The sequence below is a fragment of the Kutzneria chonburiensis genome (assembly GCF_028622115.1).
In the GTDB taxonomy this organism is placed as follows: domain Bacteria; phylum Actinomycetota; class Actinomycetes; order Mycobacteriales; family Pseudonocardiaceae; genus Kutzneria; species Kutzneria chonburiensis.
Window position 1 is genome coordinate 9,163,796 of record NZ_CP097263.1, and the last position, 17,499, is coordinate 9,181,294.

Genomic DNA, 17,499 nt, shown 5'->3' on the forward strand with positions numbered 1-17,499 from the left:
CGGCGTCGCCGGTGACGGGCGTCCACCGACACTGCCCGAACGAGCCACGATGAGAGGTCGTGAAGTGGTGCTCGACATTGTGGTGGCCGTGACCATGGACGAGACGTTTCACGAGATCAGTGATGTGCTGGACCGGATCGTGCGGGAGCAGGAGGCCGAGCTGGCGGCCGAGGAGAACGCGGCGGTGACCGCGCGGCCGGTGATTGTGGTGGAGGACACGAGAATAAACTGAACGGTGCCGCGCCGGTATTCGGGCGATCACCGGGAATTCGGCGCGTGCCGGCGGTTCGCCGATGTGAACGATCCGGCGCGACCGGCGCGCGACCGGCGTCTGATAGCTGTCATTTCGGGCAGACGACGTTTCACCGCGGTACCATTCCTGGTGGCCTGACGGGAACTCACGTTCCTTTCTTGCGCCATCCGGCAGTGGTCCGGCACCCCGCCGGCCGCTACGATGAACCGGTCATGGAATGTCGAAGCGCCTACCCGGAGCGGATACCGGGGACTTCGACGGAAACCCGGCTGCGGATCCAACTGCTGGGTCCCGTTCGGGCTTGGCGAGGTGCCGCGGAGATCGATCTCGGCAGCGCGCGTCGCCGCGCGGTTTTCGCCATCCTCGCCGCCGGCGCCACCACGGCGGTGGCCCGCGCCGAATTCGTGGACGGCATCTGGGGCGACGCGCCGCCGGCCAAAGCCGTCGGCATTCTGCACACCTATGTCTCGGGCCTGCGCAAGGCATTGACGCTGCCGGGAGAGCGGCCCGACGCCGTGCTCACCACCATCGAGTCGAGCTATTCGCTGGCCCTCGACCCCGACCAGCTGGACGAGCTCCGGTTCGGCCAACTCCAGCGCGACGCCCGGCGGAGCTGGGAAAACGGCGACCTGCACGCGGCGCTGACCGCCCTGGACGAGGCGGTCGGCCTGTGGCACGGCGAGGGCCTGGACGGGCTGGCCGTGCCGTTCGCCGATCTGTACCGGGCGCGGCTGGGCGAGCTGAAGGCCACCGCCCTGGAACGCCGGGCCGCGCTGGGCCTGATACTGGGCCGCCAGGTCGACGCGACCGACGGCCTGGCCGACCTGGTCGCTCGTTTCCCGCTGCGTGAGGGCGCGCGAGGGCTGCTCATGTCCGCGCTCTACCGGACCGGCCGCCGCGACGACGCGCTGCGGCTGTTCGACGAGACGCGCGCGGTCCTGGACACCGAGCTGGGCATCGACCCGGGCCCGGCGCTACAGCGGCTGCGCGGCAAGATCCTGGACGGCGCGCCGCTGTCGACCGAGGACATCGGGGCCACCACCTGGATGCCGCGTCGGGCCCCTGCGACCGTCGACTACCTGGCCGCGCTGAACCGGGGCCGACCGGCCGTGCCACCAGCCTTCGTCGGCCGCCGGCCCGAGCTGGCGCGGCTGGCCGGGTTGCTGGCCGACCTCGACGCCGGGCGGGGCGCGTGCGTGTGGGTCGAGGGCGAGGCCGGCATCGGCAAGTCCGCCCTGCTGGCCAAGGCCTTCGCCGCCGACACCGTCGTCTGGGCGCGGGGCGACGCACTGGCTGACGAACAGGCGGTCGGTCGCCTGCTCGCCGCGACCGAGCAGGCGTGCCGGCGCGGCCCTGTTGTGCTGATCGTCGAGGATCTCCACCTGGGCCGGGACACCGACCTGCTGGCCTGGACACGGCTGTCGCGGCTGACCAGCCACCTCCCGTTGCTGCTCGTCGCGACCTGCCGCACCGCCGGCCCCGAACTCGCCCGCCTGCACAACGCCGTCCGCATGATCGACGGGCACCTGCTGCTGCTCGACCCCCTGACCTGCGATGAGGTCGCCGAACTGGCCGCCGGCCGGTTCCGCGACTCGACGTTGCTGGCCACCGCGGCCGGCAACCCGCGCGACATCAACGACATACTCGACGCGGTCGGCGTCGAACCCGACATGGCGGCGGTGGCGTCCGGGATTGCCGTACGACGGCTCGATTCGCTGGCCGCGAGCACGCGGAACGCCCTGCGCTGGGCCGCGCTGCTGGGCGCCGACTTCTCGGCCGGCGAGCTGACCACGGTGATGCGGGTACCGCCGGCGGCGCTGGCCGGTGCCATCAAGGAGGCCACCACCGCCGGCGTGCTGGTCGAAATACGAGACAGCCTCATTTTTCGTGACGAGGCCGTGCGACAGCAGCTACTGGACAGCGAGCCAGCGGCGCGCCACCGCCAGGCCGCCGAGGCGCTGGCCGAGGCCGGCGCGCCGGTCGAGCGCGTCGCCACGCAGCTGGCCCAGGCGGTGCCGCCGGTCGACCAGTGGGCGTATCGCTGGCTGCTGGCCAACGCCGAGGCCGTCGGTTTCACGGTGCCGCACGTCGCGACCGAGCTACTCACACGCGCGGTCGCCGACCACTCGCTGCCGCAGGACGAGCGTGAGCAGCTTGCGGTGCAGCGCATCCGGCTGCTGTGCGACCTCGGACAGGACCCGCGCGCAGACGTCGCGGAGCTGCTGGCCAGCACCGTGAACGTGGAGATCGCCGGTGAGATGCACTGCGTGCTCGCTCTGCTCGACCACCACTTCGGTGCCGTGGCGGCGGCGCGGGCGCGGCTCGAAGCGGCCGCGCGCGACCGGATTCTGCCGGCGCACTGGCGCGCCCGCTACCGGACGTCGCTGGTGCAGTTCGACCGTGACACGGCCACCGATATCGCCGCCGTGAAGCGGAGTGCGACCGCTGCGCTGGCGTACGCCGTCGCCGTGGCCGACCCCTTCGCCATCTCGGAAGCCCTCGGCGAACTGTGGTACGTCGACACAGTCCGTCGCGACCACGCCGCCGCGCTACGCCACGTGGACCGTGCGCTCGCGGTCACCGCCGGCCTGTCCGATTACCGCATGGACCTGTTGGAGAAGCGCGCCGTCACGCTCGACAACCTCGACCGGCTGACCGAGGCGTCGGCGGCGCTGGCACAGATGCGCACTGTGGCGCAGCGGAAGTCCCACCTCATCGCACGCCAGCACGTCGCCACCGCCGTGCACCACTACTGGCTCGGGCGCTGGGACGAGGCGGTGACCGAGCTCGGCGTCGCCGAGAGCGCCCTGTTCTCCGGCACGGACCCGCGTTGGCCCACGGTGTTGCGGCACCACGGCCTCGCCGCGCTCATCGCCGCGCGGCGCGGTGACACCACCGGGGCGCGGGAACGGCTGCGCGTTCTCGACGCGTACCCGATCAGCGACCGCAAGGACGAAGAAGGCAGCGACTATCTGCTGGCCGCGCGGGCGCTCGTCGACGGCCAGCAGCACCTCGATCCGCTGGCCGACCTGGGTTACGGCTGGGCGATGCCGCGCCACCAGTGGCTGCCGCTGGCGGTCCGCCTCGGGGTCGAGGCGGGCGACGCGCAGCGTGTTGACGCGGCCGTCGATGCCGCGCGCGTCGAGGCCGGCCGGGAACGGGAGCCGGGGCGGGCGCACTGGGCACTGCGCTGGTGCCAGGCGCTGGTCGACCGCGATCCGGACGAGCTGCTGGTCGTGTCCCGACGGTTCACCGATGTCGGACGGCTGGTGGAGGGCGCGGACGCGCTGGTCGACGCCGCGACGGCACTGGCCGAGCGGGGTCGCGCCGCCACGGCCAACCTGAAGTTGCGCAAGGCCCTCACGATCTACGCCGAACTCGGCGCCGCCGCCGACATCTCACGAGCCGTGGAGGCCATGCGCCGGCACGGCGTCCGCGCGCAGGACGACGAGGCACGGCAGCCGATCGTCGCCGGCTGGCACGCGCTGTCGGACATCGAGCGGCGGATCACCACGCTGGTCGCCACCGGCAAGGCCAACCCGGAGATCGCCAGCGAGCTGGCGCTGCCGCGCCGCGACGTGCAATGGCATATATCCCACATCATGCAGAAGCTGGACGTCCGCTCCCGCTCCGAGCTCACCAGTCGGACCGCCGGCATCGCGAACTAGTCAGCTGAACCGTCACGCCGCCGGACTGGGGAAGGGGCACCGTGGCCGAGGATTTGCGGATCGAAGTGCTCGGCCCGCTGCGCGCGTGGCGCGGCGGTGAGGAGGTCAAGCTCGGCCCGGCGCGCCAGCGCGCGCTGTTCACGGCGCTGGTGTTCCGCAACGGCGACCGGATGTCCCGTGAGGAGCTGATCGAGGCCGTCTGGGGCGACGAGGCCCCGGCGACCGCCGGTGGCAGCGTCTTCACGTACATCTCGGGCCTGCGCCGCGTGCTGGAACCGGCGCGCTCCAACCGTTCCGTGAGCGCCACGCTGCCCTCCGACGGCACTTCGTACCGCCTCGTTCTCGGCGCCGACGCCGTGGACGCGACGGCGTTCGAGTCGCTGTCGCACCGCGCGGCGACCGCCCTCGGCGGCGGCGATCCCGAGACGGCCGTGAACCTCGTGAACGAGGCGCTGGCCATGTGGCGCGGCGAGCCGCTCAGCGGGCTGCCGGGCCCGTTCGCGGTGTCGTGCCGGCGAGGGCTGTTGGCTACCCGCTCCACGTTGCTGGAGACCAGGTCGGCGGCGCTGCTGGAGATGGGCCGCCACGCCGAGCTCGTGCCGGAGCTGACTGCGCTGGTCGGCCAGGACCCGCTGCACGAAGGGCTGCGCGGGCTGCTCATGATCGCGCTGTACCGCTGCGGCCGGCAGGCCGACGCGCTCGACCAGTACCAGCAGGCCCGGCAGCTGCTGGCCGACGACTTCCGTGCGCAGCCCGGGACCGAATTGTCGCGCATATATCAGGAGATCCTGGCCAACGCGCCGGCGCTGGACGGTCCGACCGAGCCTGAGCCGCCGGCCCCGCGGCCGGTGCGGCCGCGGGCGCGGGCCCGCGTGCTCGTCGGCCGGGAGACCGAGGCCGTGCAGCTCTCCGCGGCGGTGTCCGAGCTGGTCGCCGGGCAGGGCCGCGCGGTGTGGATCGACGGCGAGCCCGGCATCGGCAAGTCCGAGCTGATCGCCGCCGGCCTGCACGACCTCGACACCGCGCCGGTCGAGGTCTGCTGGGCCTGCGGTGACGAGTTGGCGCAGCGTTTTCCGTTGCGCGCCATGCTCGAATGCCTGTCCGTCGACGTCGACTCGGCCGACCCGCGTCGAGCGCACGCGGCCGAGCTGATCGCCAAGGCCTCGACCAGCCCGACCCTGCTCGGCGGGGCCAGCAGCGGCCTTGTCGCCGTGGACATCCTCGTCGACCTGGTGCACGAGCTGTGCGCCGAGCGGCCGGTCGCGATCGTCATCGATGACATGCAGTGGGTCGACGAGCCGAGCATGCTGGTCTGGAACCGCCTGGCCCGCGCCACCGCACGGCAGCCGCTGCTGCTCGTCAGCACCTGCCGGCCCGCGCCGAAGACGGTGGCGCTGGAGAGCATGCGCGACACCGTGAGCCGCTACGGCGGCACCATGATGCGACTGCCGCCGCTGTCCGACCACGCCGTCAACCGGCTGATGGCCGGCATCGTCGGCGCGGCCCCCGGGCCCGGCCTGCGGCGTATGGCCAACCGCGCCGCCGGCAACCCGCTCTACGTGCAGGAGCTGGTCGACGCCCTGGTCCGTGACAACGCCGTGCACGTCTCCGCCGGTACCGCCGACGCCGGCACCTCGACCGACGCCGTCACGCCGGTCTCGCTCGTGTCGGCGCTGGAACACCGCCTCGGGGTGCTGTCACCGGCCGCCGTGGACCTGTTGCAGCACGCTGCGTTGCTGGGGATCGACTTCGGCATCGACGACCTGGCCACTGTGCTGATGCGGCCGGTGGGCGAGCTCACCGCGGCGGTCGACGAGTCGATCGCCGCCGGCGTGCTGTTCCGTGGCGGGCGGCGGATCGCGTTCCGGCACCCGCTGATCCACCAGGTGCTGTACGAGCGCATCGCGCACTCCGTGCGCGCCGCGATGCACCGGCAGGCGGCCGAGCAGCTGGACCGCGCCGGGGCGTCGGTCGACACCGTGGCCCGGCAGCTCGCCGCCGCGCCGCTGGCCGTGGACGGCTGGACGGTCGGCTGGGTCTTCGCGTACGGGCGTCAGGTCGCCGCGCAGGCGCCGGAGATCGGCGTCGATCTGCTGCGACGGGTCGTCGCGGGGGCCGTGCCGTCCGATCCGCGGCTGCAAGGCGTCACCGTGGACCTGGCCCGTGTGTCGTACTGGCTGGGGGAGTCGCCGGAAGACGAGGCGCGCGCGGTGTTGACCGCCACGCGCGATCCGGAGCTGGCGGGGGAGATGTACTGGATCCTCGGCTGCGCGCTGTATCGCCGTGGGCTGGCCAAGGAGGGCGTGGACGTCCTGCGGTCGGCCGTGGAGGGCACGGACGCGTCCGACGTGTGGCGGGCGCGCTGTCAGGCGCTGCTGGCCGGACGGCTGGGGATGGGGCTCGGTGAGCTCGACGCCGGCCAGGCCGTCGCGTGGGAGGCCGTGCGCCGGGCCGAGGTCGTCGGTGACCCGTTCGCCCGGGCGTACGCGCTGGAGATGCTGTGGCTGTTCCGGAGCATCGAGCGCGACCACGCCGAGGCGCTGCGTCTGGTCGACGAGGCGCGGCGGGTGATCGAGGAAGCCGAGCCCGACACGGAGCTCGCGCACCTCGAGCTCAGCCTGCTCGACAACCGCGTGTTCAGCCTACAGAACCTCGACCGGCTGGCCGAGGCCGACGACACGTTACGGGCGGCCGAGGAGCTCATGCGCCGCGACCGGCTGCCCACGGGGCTCCCCGTGGCGACTGCGGTCAACCACTTCTGGACCGGTCGCTGGGGCGAGGCCATGCGCACGCTCGCCGCCGTCGTGGACGCCCGCGGTCTGGACATGGCGTTCCACGGGCTGCGGGAGAGCGGCCCCATGGTGTTGCTGCTGCACGGTGTCGCCGCGTTGATCGCCGTGCTGCGTGACGAGGGCGACGTGGTCACCGCACACCTCGCCGCGGCCGACGAGCTGCCGCTGCTGACCTCCGCGGACCGGGAGAACTGCGACTTCCTCATCATGGCCGAGGCGCTCGCCGCCGAACGCGACGGTGAGCACGACGCCGCGCTCATCGCCCTCACGCACGTGCTCGACGAGCGGTACGCGCCGATGATGCTGCGGCACCAGTGGTTGCCCGACGCCGTGCGCATCGCCTTGCAGGCCGGCAAGCAGCACATCGCCCGTCGGGCACTGGAGGTCTGCGAGATGGAGGCGCGGCGGGAGACCGTGCCCGCGCGTGCCACGGTGGCCGCCTCACGCTGCCGTGCGCTCATCGACCGCGACCCCACCGCCGCGTTGGCTGCCGCCGAGCACTACGAGGGCGTGGGGCGCACCGTCGAGGCCGCCCTGGCTCTGGAGGACGCCGCCGTGCTGTTGGCCGAGGCCGGACTGCGTGAGGACGCCCTGGACACCCATGGCCGCGCCGTCCGGCAGTTCACCGCGCTCGGCGCGTCGTGGGGCGTACGGCGCGCGACCGCCCGTCTGATCGCCGCCGGTGTGTCCCCTTAGCGGATGTAGAGGGCGGCGATGGAGGTGCCGTCCGACCGCATGCGCGCGGCGAGCGCGCGGGCCCGCGCCGTCACGTCCGGCGTGAGGGCGTGGTCGATCGCGTCGGTCAGCGACTCGGGGTCGGCTACGCCGATCCCGAGTCGCTGCACGCGCTGCGCGAAGTAGAACTGGTCGTCGGTACGGGGAACCACCACCTGCGGCACGCCCGCGCGCGCCGCCGTGGTCGTGGTGCCGGGCTCGCCGTGGTGCACCACCACCGCCATGCGGGAGAACAGCGCCTGGCGGTTGCCGTTGTCGACCGTGTTCGCCCCGTCGACCGGCGGCGTGATCACCCTGCGGTTCTTCGGCGGTGTCGCGCCGTTGAGTCCGATGTAGACCGGCGGCTCGCCCGCCGCTAGGAATTCCCTTGTCTCGGGCGGAAGTGGCCGTCGGTCCGGCAGCACCCAGGCACCCGTCTGCCGGACGTCCAAGCCCGCTCCCGGCCAGGGCGCCAGCACCGGATCCGCCGCCAGCAGCGGACGGTCGGTCAGCACGTGGCGTGTGATGTCGTCCACCGGCCGCAGGCCCAGCTCGGCCCGGAGCTCGTTCAACGCCTTGCGCCACACCGTGTTCCGTTGCTCGGCCGCCCGCTGCCACCACGCTTGGTTCTCGCCCGGCTCTTGCCGGCCCTGCGGCGCGTGATGCCGTGACGGCAGGCTGATCGGGCTCCTCGCCACGTGCAGATACCTCGCCCCGTGGCTCTCCGCCACCGTGCGCGCCGCCACCTGCCCTTGGTTAGCCGCCACGATCGCGTCGCAGCCCTTCGCCGCTTCCTCCAGCGCCGTGAACTGCTCTGCCAGCAGCGTTGGGACCAGGTCTTCCATCGGCCAGCAGGCTCCGTCGCGCGGCTCTCGGCTGATCGCGGTGAACCCCAGTCCGTGCTCCGCCGCCAGGCCGTGGAAGTCCGGCGGGGCGCACACCCTCACCTGCCGGCCCATGCCCCTCAGCCGCACCCCGAGCGCCAGCAGCGGCTGCACCTCGCCACGACCTCCAATCGTGGACAGCAACACTCGCATCCCGGCACTCCCCGGCGGTCCGTCGGTCGAGGGCTCGCCTTCCCCGCGCACCCTCCCACCCTTGTGCGGCCCAGATGCACTTCGCGACCGCCGTTCGCCGCACACCAGGGGTTTCCCTCACGGACCGGACGCCCAGCCCTGCCGCTGCCCCAGCTCAGACGGCCGGCGCCACGTTGTGGTTGATCCGGAACATGTTCGTCGGGTCGTAGCTCTTCTTCACGGCCGCGAGGCGCGCGTAGCGCTCGGGGCCGTAGACCGCGGCGGCGTCGCCGGCCTCCTCGGGGGCGAGGTTGTTCACCAGCCGACGGTCGCCCTGCCAAGGGGCCATGCCGTCGAGCAGCGCGGCGATGGACTTCCGGAGCCGGGCCTGCTCGGGCCGCGGACCGACCTCGACGCCCAACAGGCTGTACGGCAGGCCCCGGGTCGCGACGGCGTTGGGCACGGCGGGTTCGCGGTCCCACGCCCCGCCGAGGGCGCGCAGCTCGGCGATCCACATGGTGGTGTCGGATTCGGGGCCGACGAGCTGGATCAGCTTGTCCTGCGCGCTTTCCGGGAACTCCCGCAGCATGATTCCCCGTTCGTAATAGGGCAGCGGCTCGGTCGGCTCGTCGTGGATCGACGCGACCTCGGTGTACGGCATGTCCCGCACGGTGTCCATGATTGTCGGCGCTATCGCCCGCAGTGGCGCGATCATCCGCTCGCCGTCGGCGGCGGTGCCGTTGTAGGCGAACCGCAACGTCACGGAGAAGATGCCGCGCAACGGTTCCGGGAGTTCGGGAAGCGGCGGCAGGCGCAGGGCGGCGAACGACGAGATCATGGTCTCCGGGATGTCCGGGAGCCAGGCGGTCCACGCCCGCAGCACGTCGGCCATCCGTTCGCCGGGAAAATAGAGTCCGCCGCCGTAGATGCGTGACACCGGGAACACGCTGAATTCCAGCGCGGTCACCACGCCGAAATTGCCTTTGCCGCCGCGGAGTGCCCAGAACAGCTCGGGTTCGGACCCGGCGTCGACATGCCGAAGTCGGCCGTCCGCGGTCACCACGTCGAGCGAGCGCACGTGGTCGGCGGCATAACCGTGGGATCGGCCGAGGGTCGGGCTGAGGCCGCCGCCGAGGGTGTAGCCGGAGACGCCGACCGTGGGGTTCGAGCCGTTCAGCGGGGCCAGGCCGTCCTTGGCCGCGGCAGCGATGACCTCGGACCACAGCGCGCCGGCGCCGACCCGGGCCGTCCGTCGCTCCACGTCGATGATCACGTCGTTCAGCCGGTGCGTGGCGATCACGACGGCGTCGCGGGCCGGATCGACCATCTGGTGGCCCGTGGTCTTCACCAGGACCGGGCGGCCGCGCGCCGCCGCGAAGGCGACCGCCGCCTGGACGTCCGCCGCGTTCTCCGCCACCACGATCAACGCCGGCGCCAGCTCGTGGTTCAGGTTGAAGACGGTGCGTTCCTCGTCGTATCCGGCCGTGCCGGGCAGGAGCACAGAACCGGCCACCGCGAGGGATTCGACGTCATCGGACAGCAACGGCGGCAGTGAAGAATTATGAATGGTCATGGCGACACGATATGTGCCGATTCTTTGAATCGGCTTTTGGTGTAGTCATGCCTGCCTGAACGCCTGTCGGCCGGGTTTGGCACGTCGCAAAAAGTGGGGTCGATGGCGGGATTTGAGGTTGACGTTCCCGGATTTCGTGCTAACCGTGATGGTCCGTGCAGCGGCAGCTGCCCAATTGGACGCCCTGTGTTGTCCGGCGTTTCTGACCGGCCTACCGTAACTGTTGGAGCGTGATACGGCGCCCCTCGAGGGTGGTTCCGATCCCCCAAATCGGAACCACCCTCGCCATTTATGCCCCCAGCTCCGGTGTGCCGAATCTGGCCACGTAGTGCCAGACCCGTTTGAGGGCCTGCTCGTCGTGGAGGCCGGTGCGCGACGCATCGCCGATGATGCGGGGATCGAGGCGGCCATCGCGAGCCAGCGACACGCCGAGACGTACGAACTCGGGCCCGCGGTACTCAGGGTGCCGGCGCAGCTCGGCCGTGGGCAGGCTGAACCCGTCATGCCATTCGATGGGGCAACCCAGCCGTCGGGCCGCGGATTCGGTCGAGGTGCCCTCGTAGCACGGATCGAGGACCAGCGCTTCGACATCACGGCGGAGGTCGACCACACCGTGCACGTGGGCTTCGATGTAGTCGTCGAGCGGATCCTTGTCATCCGCCTCGGCCAGTGCGATCAGCGTCGACAGCGTCGATGCCACGCCGAAGTGTCGTGGCTCGAACACGCTGTCCGGGTAGCAGAACGTGGTGCCGGCCAGCGTGTGATCGGCCAGGCGGAGGTGGGCCGACCCGAAGCGCGATGAGCCGCCGACCCGGCGGCGACGAAAGTTGAGCGATCCGTACTTCGGCCGGTCCGTCGCCGGTCCGTCGTCGTACGTCCCGGCGAAGATCCGGCTCTCCCACCGCCGGCGGTCGCCGCCGGGATGCGCGGTCAGGCCCCCGTTGCTGGTCCCGGTCTCGAACTGCGACCGGTAGACGCCGTCACGGGCCATCAGCTCCAGGATCGGCAGGCCGGCCACGAGCCGATCGGGGTGAAAGTGCAGCGTCACCCGCAACGACGGATCCGCCGGCTCGCCCGTCGCGAGTGATGTGACGTGGGCGATGGCCCGGTCCGCTGTGCTCAGTCGTCCTCATCCTTGTCGGGCGAGTCGCCGAGCCTGGTGAACACGGCGAGGTAGTCGTCGCGGCAGTCAACGTTGTAGACGTCGACGCGGTAGAGCCCGCCGCCGGCCGGCACGGGAAACGGCCCAAACGCGGCGGCGTCGCCGTTGGCCACGACGATGCTGCCGGTCGGCAGGTCCAGTGTCCGCGTGCCGGTCGGCTCACCTGTCCCGGTGCCGTCGGTGGTGCAGGTGACGGTGACCTCGGCGTACTGAGCTGAACCGCGTAGGCACAGCTCGAGGCCATTGCCGGTGACCAGCGCCCCGGGCTCACCCTGCAGTGCCGAGTTGTCGAAGACGTCGACCTGGTCGCCGTACAGGCTGACAAGTCCCCGGGCGGCCGTTGTTCGCACGGTGGCGAACGGAGCGGATGCCATGCCGCCACCCTAGCGGCCCGCTGTGACAGCGGCTATCCGATATAGACCTTTACAGGCGGCGCGGCCGCGCCTAGAGTCGGTAATCGGAGTTCAGGGATAGACCATTACGGACCTTGGGAGACAACGATGGCTCAGCTGGTGCTGGCCGGGATCGGCGACTACGCGGCGAACGCCCGCCTGGACAAGGATCCCGACCTCGCGGTCGGCCCGGACGAGGTGCTGGTCCGGATGGAGGCGGCGCCGATCAACCCGGTGGACACGCTGTTCGCCAACGGCTGGTACCCGATCCAGCCGACGCTGCCGCAGCGGCTCGGCTCGGAGGGAGTCGGGCGGGTGACGGCGGCGGGCGCGGCAGTGCAGCGAGAACTGGTCGGCCGCCGAGTGGTGCTGCGCTCACCATATGGCGGCACGTGGGGCCACGAGATCGTGGTGCGCGCGGCGGACGTGGTCGTCGCGCCGGAAGGCGTCGACGCCAAGCAGCTGGCGATGTTGGTGATCAACCCGGCGACGGCGTACCTGATGCTGAAGCGTCACGCGGACCTTAAGCCGGGCGACTGGGTCGGGCAGAACCTGGGCAACTCGGCAGTGGCGGCGAGCGTGGTGGCACTGAACAAGGCGGCCGGCGTGAAGACGCTGAGCGTGGTCCGCAGCGCGGCGGCCGCGGCGGCGGCACGTGAGCTGGGTGCCGATGCCGTGCTGATCGAGGGCGACGACCTCACGGCGCAGATCGCGGAAGTGTTGGGAGACAAGCGGTTGCGGCTGGTGCTGGACGGTGCCGCGACGGAGACCGTCGGTGTGCTGGCCGGGGCGCTGGAGAACGGCGGCGCGGTGCTCAGCTACTCGTCGGTAACCGGGACGGCGCCGGTGCTTCCCTTGGGCGACGTGGTGTTCCGGAACGTCTCGCACCACGGCGTGTGGGTCGGGGCGTGGCTGCTCAGCGCGTCCGCGGAGGAGGTCGAACAGGTGCTCGGCGAGCTGGCCGAACTGGTGCGCAGCGGCGCGATCGCGGTGCCGGTCGACTCCACGTTCCCACTCGACCAGTTCGCGGATGCCTTCGCCCGCAACGCTTCGCCGGAGCGTGTCGGCAAGGTGCTCTTCACCTTCGACTAATTTTTTTCGACGGAGTGAGACGACCGGTCATTTTCAAGCGCCGGGTGGCCCGAATGGGGTCGCCCGGCGCAGGCCGGGCCGCCGGGAAACCCACCGGCCTGCCGAGAGTGGCGTCCGGAACCCCGCCGCCGGGGTCGGAACTCCGGCCCCGGAAGTCGGAGTCCGGAATCCCGCCGGCCCGGAAGTCGGCGGCCGGAACTCCGGTCCCGAGGGTCGGCGTCCGGAACTCTGGCCCGGGGTCGGCGTCCGGAACTCGGCTCCCGGGGTCGGCGCACGGAACTCCAGCCCCGGGTGCTCGGAGTCCGGAACCCCGCCGCCGGGGTCGGAACTCCGGCCCCGGAAGTCGGAGCCCGGAACCCGCGGGGGCCCCGGAAGTCAGCGCCCGGAACCCCGCCGGCCCGTCGAAACGCGGTTGCCCGGCTGTCACCCCTCGGATAGTCATGCCTGGTGATACGTGGCAAGAAGATCGGGCTGCGGGCCCGGCAGGAGAGCGATGTCCCCGTGCTCCACTCCGAGCTGTACGACGACGTGGCCACCCGGTCGCGCGCCGACACCCGTCCGTGGCGGCCGATCCCGCCGGGTTCGGACCAGTCGCCGTTCGTCGTGACCGGGCCGTCGGACGAGGCGGCGTGCTTCTCCGTGGTCGAGCTGGAGTCGCAGGAGCTGGCCGGCGAGGCCCTGCTCTGGGGCATCGACACCCACAACCGCATGGCGCACATCGGGATGGCGCTGCGGCCGGCGTTCCGCGGCCGCGGGCTCAGTGTCGACGTCCTGCGCGTGCTGTGCGAGTACGGATTCGCCGTGCGCGGACTTCAGCGCCTCCAGCTCGAGACTCTCACGGACAACGCCGCGATGCTCGCGGCGGCAGCCGGCGCCGGGTTCACGCGCGAGGGAACGCTGCGGCGCTCGGCCTGGGTGTACGGCGAATACGCGGACGAAGCCATCCTCGGCCTGCTCACGGACGAGTGGACACCACGGGCCTGAGTCAGGGCTTCGGTGCACCCTTTCGGGCACGGTAGGCGGCCACATTGCTGCGGTTGCCGCACACCTCGTAGGAGTGCCACCGCTGGGTGCGGCTGCGGGTCGTGTCGTAGAACGCGTGCGCGCATTCCTCGTTGGCGCAGACGCGGATCCGGCCCCACGTGTTGCTGGCGACCAACTCGCGCACCGCCAGCACGATCCCGCCGATGATCGAGCTGCCCGACTCCTGCTCGAGCGTCACCGTGTCCGGGCCGGCGAACACCTGTCGAAACCGCACCGAGGCCACCTGCTCGGTGAACCGCGTCCACGCCGCGTCGGTGTCCTCGGCGATCACCGTGTCGAGCAGGTCCGCTCGAAGCTCACGGATCCGGGCCAGCGTGCGCGCCGACGCCGCCTCGTAGCGGACGTCGCCGAACCGCTCGATCACCGGCCGCGCCGACTCGAGGTCGGCCAGCGTGTCCGGCAGCACCGGCGTGGCATGGGGCCGCGAGTTGAGCAGCTCCACGACCGCGGCCGCCGACTCCGGGATATGGTCGCCCATCGAACCGACACTAGTCGACATGGCCTAAAGTGTAAAGCCCATTACGGCGAAAACGGCCACCTCGGCTAAGCTGCCGGTGACGCCATCAGCTGGGGGAGGGCATGGTCAATGTCGAGCGCCGGGCGGTGGTGCTGCGTGCGCGAGTGGCCACCTCCCTGCTGTTTCTGTTGTTCGGCACGGCACTGGGCACGTGGACCAGCCGCATCCCGGCCGTCAAAGCCGGTCTGGGGCTGAGCGACGGCAGCCTGAGCATCGCGCTGCTGGCCTTCGCGGTCGGCGCGATCCTGGGCATGGTGGTGCTGGGCCGGCTCGTGGATCGGTTCGGCAGCACCAGGGTCATGGTGCCGACGGCGGTCCTGGAAGGACTGCTGCTGATCCCACCGGCGTTCGTGCCGAGCCTGCCGACACTCGTGGTGGCGTTGCTGTTGTTCGGCGCGGTCCACGGCACGCTGAACATTGCCATGAACGCCAACGCGATCGAGGTGCAGCGCACGTCGGGCCGGCCGATCATGTCGTCGTTCCACGCCGTGTACAGCATCGGCGGTTTTCTCGGGGCCGGCATCGGCGGCTTGTTCGCGCAGGCCGACCTGAGCGCCGGCACGACGTTCCTCGCGACCGCCGCGCTGGTGATGGCGTTGGCGGTGTGGGCGACGTTGTGGGCGCTGCCGGCGAGTGCGCGGATTCCGGCAGAGCGGCCGCAAATCCAGCCCCGCCAGGGTTTCCGGCAGCGCCACGACCTGCTGCTGCTCGGCGTGCTGGCGATGTTCGCGCTGGTGGGTGAGGGCACCGCCGCCGACTGGAGCGCCGTGTACCTGCGGGACAACCTGCACACCACAGCCGGTTTCGCGGCGTCGGCGTTCGCGGCGTTCTCGATCACGATGACGGCCGGGCGGCTGGTCGGCGATCGTCTGGTCGCCGCGTTGGGGCCGGTGCTGCTGGTGCGGATCAGCGGCATCGTGGCCTCGGTCGGCCTGACCGCGGCGCTGCTGGTCAACCAGCCGATCGCGGCCGTCATCGGCTTCGGCTGCCTCGGCGCGGGCATGTCGTGCATCGCGCCGCAGGTGTATTCGGCCGCCGGCAACCGTGATCCCGCCCGCGCCGGCCAGGCCCTGTCCCAGGTGGTCAGCATGGGCTACGCGGGTTTCCTGATCGGGCCGATCCTCATCGGCGGCGCCAGCACGATCGTCGGCCTGCCACAGGCTTTGGGCATTCCGTCATTGCTCGTGCTGCTCGTCGCGGCGGGCGCGTTCGCACTCCGCCCGGCCACCCGCTAGATGTGGGCCGCAACGTCGCGACCAAGGCACGGCCGTTTCGGAAGTCCACAATGGACGGCGTGGAAATAAAAACACCCAGGCCGACGCGAAGGTCGATCTGGGTGTGGGAAGTGCGGCGCCAGGGACTCGAACCCCGAACCCGCTGATTAAGAGTCACGATCTCGGCCTGCCGCAGGGTGATGCGTGATGTCGCCTCGTACCGAAACGGCACGTCCGATCTACTTCGGTCGGAGTCGTGCTGTCGCCCACTGCCGCGCTGTGTCGCCCGGGGTCATGACGCTCGGGCTCCCCTCGGGCTCGCATCTGGCCTTTGCCGGGGACCGTGGGTCAGGGCGTTTCGCCCTCCGAATCGACGGTCAGGCTTCCCGAGCGATGGGGCGGTTGACGCGTTCCGTTGCCTTGCTGCGTCGCTCTGGACCGAGGTCGACGCGATGAACGTGCCGGACCGGACTCAACGGCTCAGCCGCTGTCAGATCGTTGTGATTGTGTTCGCTATTGTCCTGGGCTTGGCGCTCGCTTGTTACGGCGCTGCCGGGTCGTACGAGACGATTCGTGAGCAGGCTGACCAAAGAGGGCTACCGCTCCCGTTCCTGGTGCCTGTGGGCATCGACGGCGGTCTGATCGGTGCCGTCGTGCTCGACCTACTGCTCGCCTGGACTGCGCAGCCGTTGGGTTGGCTGCGCCAGCTGTCTCGCGTGCTGACGGTGGGCACGGTTGTGGCCAACGCGGTCGCCGGGTGGCCGGATTTGGTCGCGGTTGGTCTGCACGCGGCGGCGCCGGTGATGTTGCTGGCGATGGTGGAGGCCGGCCGGGCGGCATTGCTTCGGCGGCTGGGTGTCGCCAGGTCCAATTCCTTGGATCCGATTCCGACTTTTCGTTGGCTGTTGTCGCCGTCGCGGACCTGGCTCTTGTGGCGGCGCATGACTCTCTGGCAGGTCACCAGCTATCACGCCGCGCTCGACGCCGAGCTGACACTCCGGCGTGCCGTCGCCCAGTTGCGAGTGCGGTACGGGCGTCCTTGGGCGCGGTGCGTTCCTGCTGATCTTGTCTGGATGCTGCGGAGCGGCGTCTTCCTCGACGAGGCATATGCCACGGTAGCTGCGCTGACGTCGGGTCCAGATACCGCTCCGTTGGTCGGTGAGGTGGCCGGTCCGGTCGGGGATGTCGAATTCCAGCAAGACACGCCGGCACGCGTCGATCAGGATCAGCTCGACGAGGTCGTACAACTCAACCAGCGCCACTGGGCTCATCATGGCCGGCCTGTCTCCGCCGAGACGGTCCGAAAGCACCTCGGCATCGGCGCGGAGAAGGCAGCCGATCGCGACGCTCTTCGGAACCTGTAGCGTCGGTCGACACGCCGGGAGGTTCCGAACCTGGGCCTGGCGTGTCATCTCATAGGTTGAGATCATAGCGGCGCGCTGCGCCGTCGTTTTGAGATATGGCCTGGTGGCGCAGGCCAGCGCCGACCGCCCGCGGCCGGCGAGGATCGCAACATCCCTGCGCGAGCAGGGAATCGTGGTGACGTGCGTCCAGCGCCGACCGCCCGCGGCCGGCGAGGATCGCAACCCCCGGCTTCCGGGTGGTACACGCGTTCGTTGAGCCAGCGCCGACCGCCCGTGGCCGGCGAGGATCGCAACCGAGGAGGACAGGAGTGCCCTACTCCCGTAGACGGCAGCACCGGCCCTCCGAGGCCGGTGAGGATCGCAACACGTTCGTCGCGCAGGAAACTGTGGTTTTTCGCGGCAGCACCGGCCGACCGCAGCCGGTGAGGATCGCAGAGACCCGCTGTAGGTCGTCATCAGCGAATCCAGCAGCACGGGCCCGCCGGCACCGGTGAGGATCGCAAAGCCGGCCCGAACGTCGTTTGGTGCTCGGATCGCGGTCAGCGCCGACCGCTCACGGCCGGCGAGGATCGAAACCCGGACATCGCCGCGCGGAATGAATTCGAGCGCAGGCAGCGCCGACTGCTCGCGTGGCCGCGTTCCTCGCCGATGATGCGGTGACGCGACGCGGACTGTTCGCGGCCGGTGTACAGCGCCGA

General features: G+C 71.0%; 12 protein-coding genes. 7 read left to right on the forward strand and 5 right to left on the reverse strand.

Annotated elements, in window-relative coordinates; all coding sequences use genetic code 11:
* The first annotated feature begins 64 nt into the window (after window positions 1-64).
* The 3 genes from M3Q35_RS42610 (at window position 65) to M3Q35_RS42620 (ending at window position 7,409) form a co-directional block, all read left to right on the forward strand.
* On the forward strand, window positions 65-232 hold the full coding sequence (locus M3Q35_RS42610) for a hypothetical protein (protein ID WP_273938268.1): 168 nt from the start codon (window positions 65-67) through the stop codon (window positions 230-232).
* Between the two features lie 233 nt (window positions 233-465).
* The gene (locus tag M3Q35_RS42615) at window positions 466-3,921 is read left to right on the forward strand and encodes an ATP-binding protein (RefSeq protein ID WP_273938270.1); all 3,456 of its coding nucleotides are present in this window, start codon (window positions 466-468) and stop codon (window positions 3,919-3,921) included.
* Window positions 3,922-3,962: 41 nt separating this feature from the next.
* A complete protein-coding gene (locus M3Q35_RS42620; RefSeq protein WP_273938271.1) occupies window positions 3,963-7,409 on the forward strand; it encodes an ATP-binding protein in 3,447 nt (1,148 codons plus the stop codon).
* Here the strand turns inward: M3Q35_RS42620 and M3Q35_RS42625 are convergent.
* From M3Q35_RS42625 to M3Q35_RS42640, 4 genes are all read right to left on the reverse strand, one after another.
* Window positions 7,406-8,464, reverse strand: a complete 1,059-nt coding sequence (locus M3Q35_RS42625) for a glycosyltransferase (protein WP_273938272.1) — start codon at window positions 8,462-8,464, stop codon at window positions 7,406-7,408. The two genes, M3Q35_RS42620 and M3Q35_RS42625, sit on opposite strands and share 4 nt — an antisense overlap.
* A 154-nt stretch (window positions 8,465-8,618) precedes the next feature.
* Window positions 8,619-10,016: an FAD-binding oxidoreductase gene (locus M3Q35_RS42630; protein WP_273938273.1), complete on the reverse strand. Its 1,398-nt coding sequence runs from the start codon at window positions 10,014-10,016 to the stop codon at window positions 8,619-8,621.
* 289 nt (window positions 10,017-10,305) lie between these two features.
* On the reverse strand, window positions 10,306-11,064 hold the full coding sequence (locus tag M3Q35_RS42635; RefSeq protein ID WP_273938274.1) for a DUF3626 domain-containing protein: 759 nt from the start codon (window positions 11,062-11,064) through the stop codon (window positions 10,306-10,308).
* 71 nt (window positions 11,065-11,135) lie between these two features.
* Window positions 11,136-11,552, reverse strand: a complete 417-nt coding sequence (locus M3Q35_RS42640) for a hypothetical protein (protein ID WP_273938275.1) — start codon at window positions 11,550-11,552, stop codon at window positions 11,136-11,138.
* A gap of 126 nt (window positions 11,553-11,678) precedes the next feature.
* On the opposite strand from M3Q35_RS42640, the gene M3Q35_RS42645 reads away from it, so the two are divergent.
* Complete coding sequence (locus M3Q35_RS42645) at window positions 11,679-12,662, forward strand: zinc-dependent alcohol dehydrogenase family protein (protein WP_273938276.1); 984 nt, start codon at window positions 11,679-11,681, stop codon at window positions 12,660-12,662.
* A 447-nt stretch (window positions 12,663-13,109) separates the two neighbouring features.
* A complete protein-coding gene (locus M3Q35_RS42650) occupies window positions 13,110-13,646 on the forward strand; it encodes a GNAT family N-acetyltransferase (RefSeq protein ID WP_273938277.1) in 537 nt (178 codons plus the stop codon).
* A 1-nt stretch (window position 13,647) separates the two neighbouring features.
* Here M3Q35_RS42650 and M3Q35_RS42655 read toward each other — a convergent pair whose 3' ends face one another.
* Window positions 13,648-14,205, reverse strand: a complete 558-nt coding sequence (locus M3Q35_RS42655; RefSeq protein ID WP_273938278.1) for a CGNR zinc finger domain-containing protein — start codon at window positions 14,203-14,205, stop codon at window positions 13,648-13,650.
* A gap of 80 nt (window positions 14,206-14,285) precedes the next feature.
* Between M3Q35_RS42655 and M3Q35_RS42660 the strand changes: the two genes are divergently transcribed.
* Both M3Q35_RS42660 and M3Q35_RS42665 read left to right on the forward strand, forming a co-directional pair.
* Window positions 14,286-15,458 (forward strand): MFS transporter, encoded by a 1,173-nt coding sequence (locus tag M3Q35_RS42660; RefSeq protein ID WP_273938279.1) that lies wholly within the window; start codon window positions 14,286-14,288, stop codon window positions 15,456-15,458.
* Between the two features lie 431 nt (window positions 15,459-15,889).
* Window positions 15,890-16,801: a DUF2637 domain-containing protein gene (locus M3Q35_RS42665; RefSeq protein ID WP_273938280.1), complete on the forward strand. Its 912-nt coding sequence runs from the start codon at window positions 15,890-15,892 to the stop codon at window positions 16,799-16,801.
* Window positions 16,802-17,499: the final 698 nt, after the last annotated feature.

Excerpts from the sequence above, each read along its gene's own strand:
- M3Q35_RS42630 (WP_273938273.1), bottom strand. The coding sequence starts at position 10,016 with ATGACCATTCATAATTCTTCACTGCCGCCGTTGCTGTCCGATGACGTC.
- M3Q35_RS42645 (WP_273938276.1), top strand. The coding sequence starts at position 11,679 with ATGGCTCAGCTGGTGCTGGCCGGGATCGGCGACTACGCGGCGAACGCC.
- M3Q35_RS42665 (WP_273938280.1), top strand. The coding sequence starts at position 15,890 with ATGAACGTGCCGGACCGGACTCAACGGCTCAGCCGCTGTCAGATCGTT.
- M3Q35_RS42640 (WP_273938275.1), bottom strand. The coding sequence starts at position 11,552 with ATGGCATCCGCTCCGTTCGCCACCGTGCGAACAACGGCCGCCCGGGGA.
- M3Q35_RS42655 (WP_273938278.1), bottom strand. The coding sequence starts at position 14,205 with ATGTCGACTAGTGTCGGTTCGATGGGCGACCATATCCCGGAGTCGGCG.
- M3Q35_RS42625 (WP_273938272.1), bottom strand. The coding sequence starts at position 8,464 with ATGCGAGTGTTGCTGTCCACGATTGGAGGTCGTGGCGAGGTGCAGCCG.
- M3Q35_RS42615 (WP_273938270.1), top strand. The coding sequence starts at position 466 with ATGGAATGTCGAAGCGCCTACCCGGAGCGGATACCGGGGACTTCGACG.
- M3Q35_RS42660 (WP_273938279.1), top strand. The coding sequence starts at position 14,286 with ATGGTCAATGTCGAGCGCCGGGCGGTGGTGCTGCGTGCGCGAGTGGCC.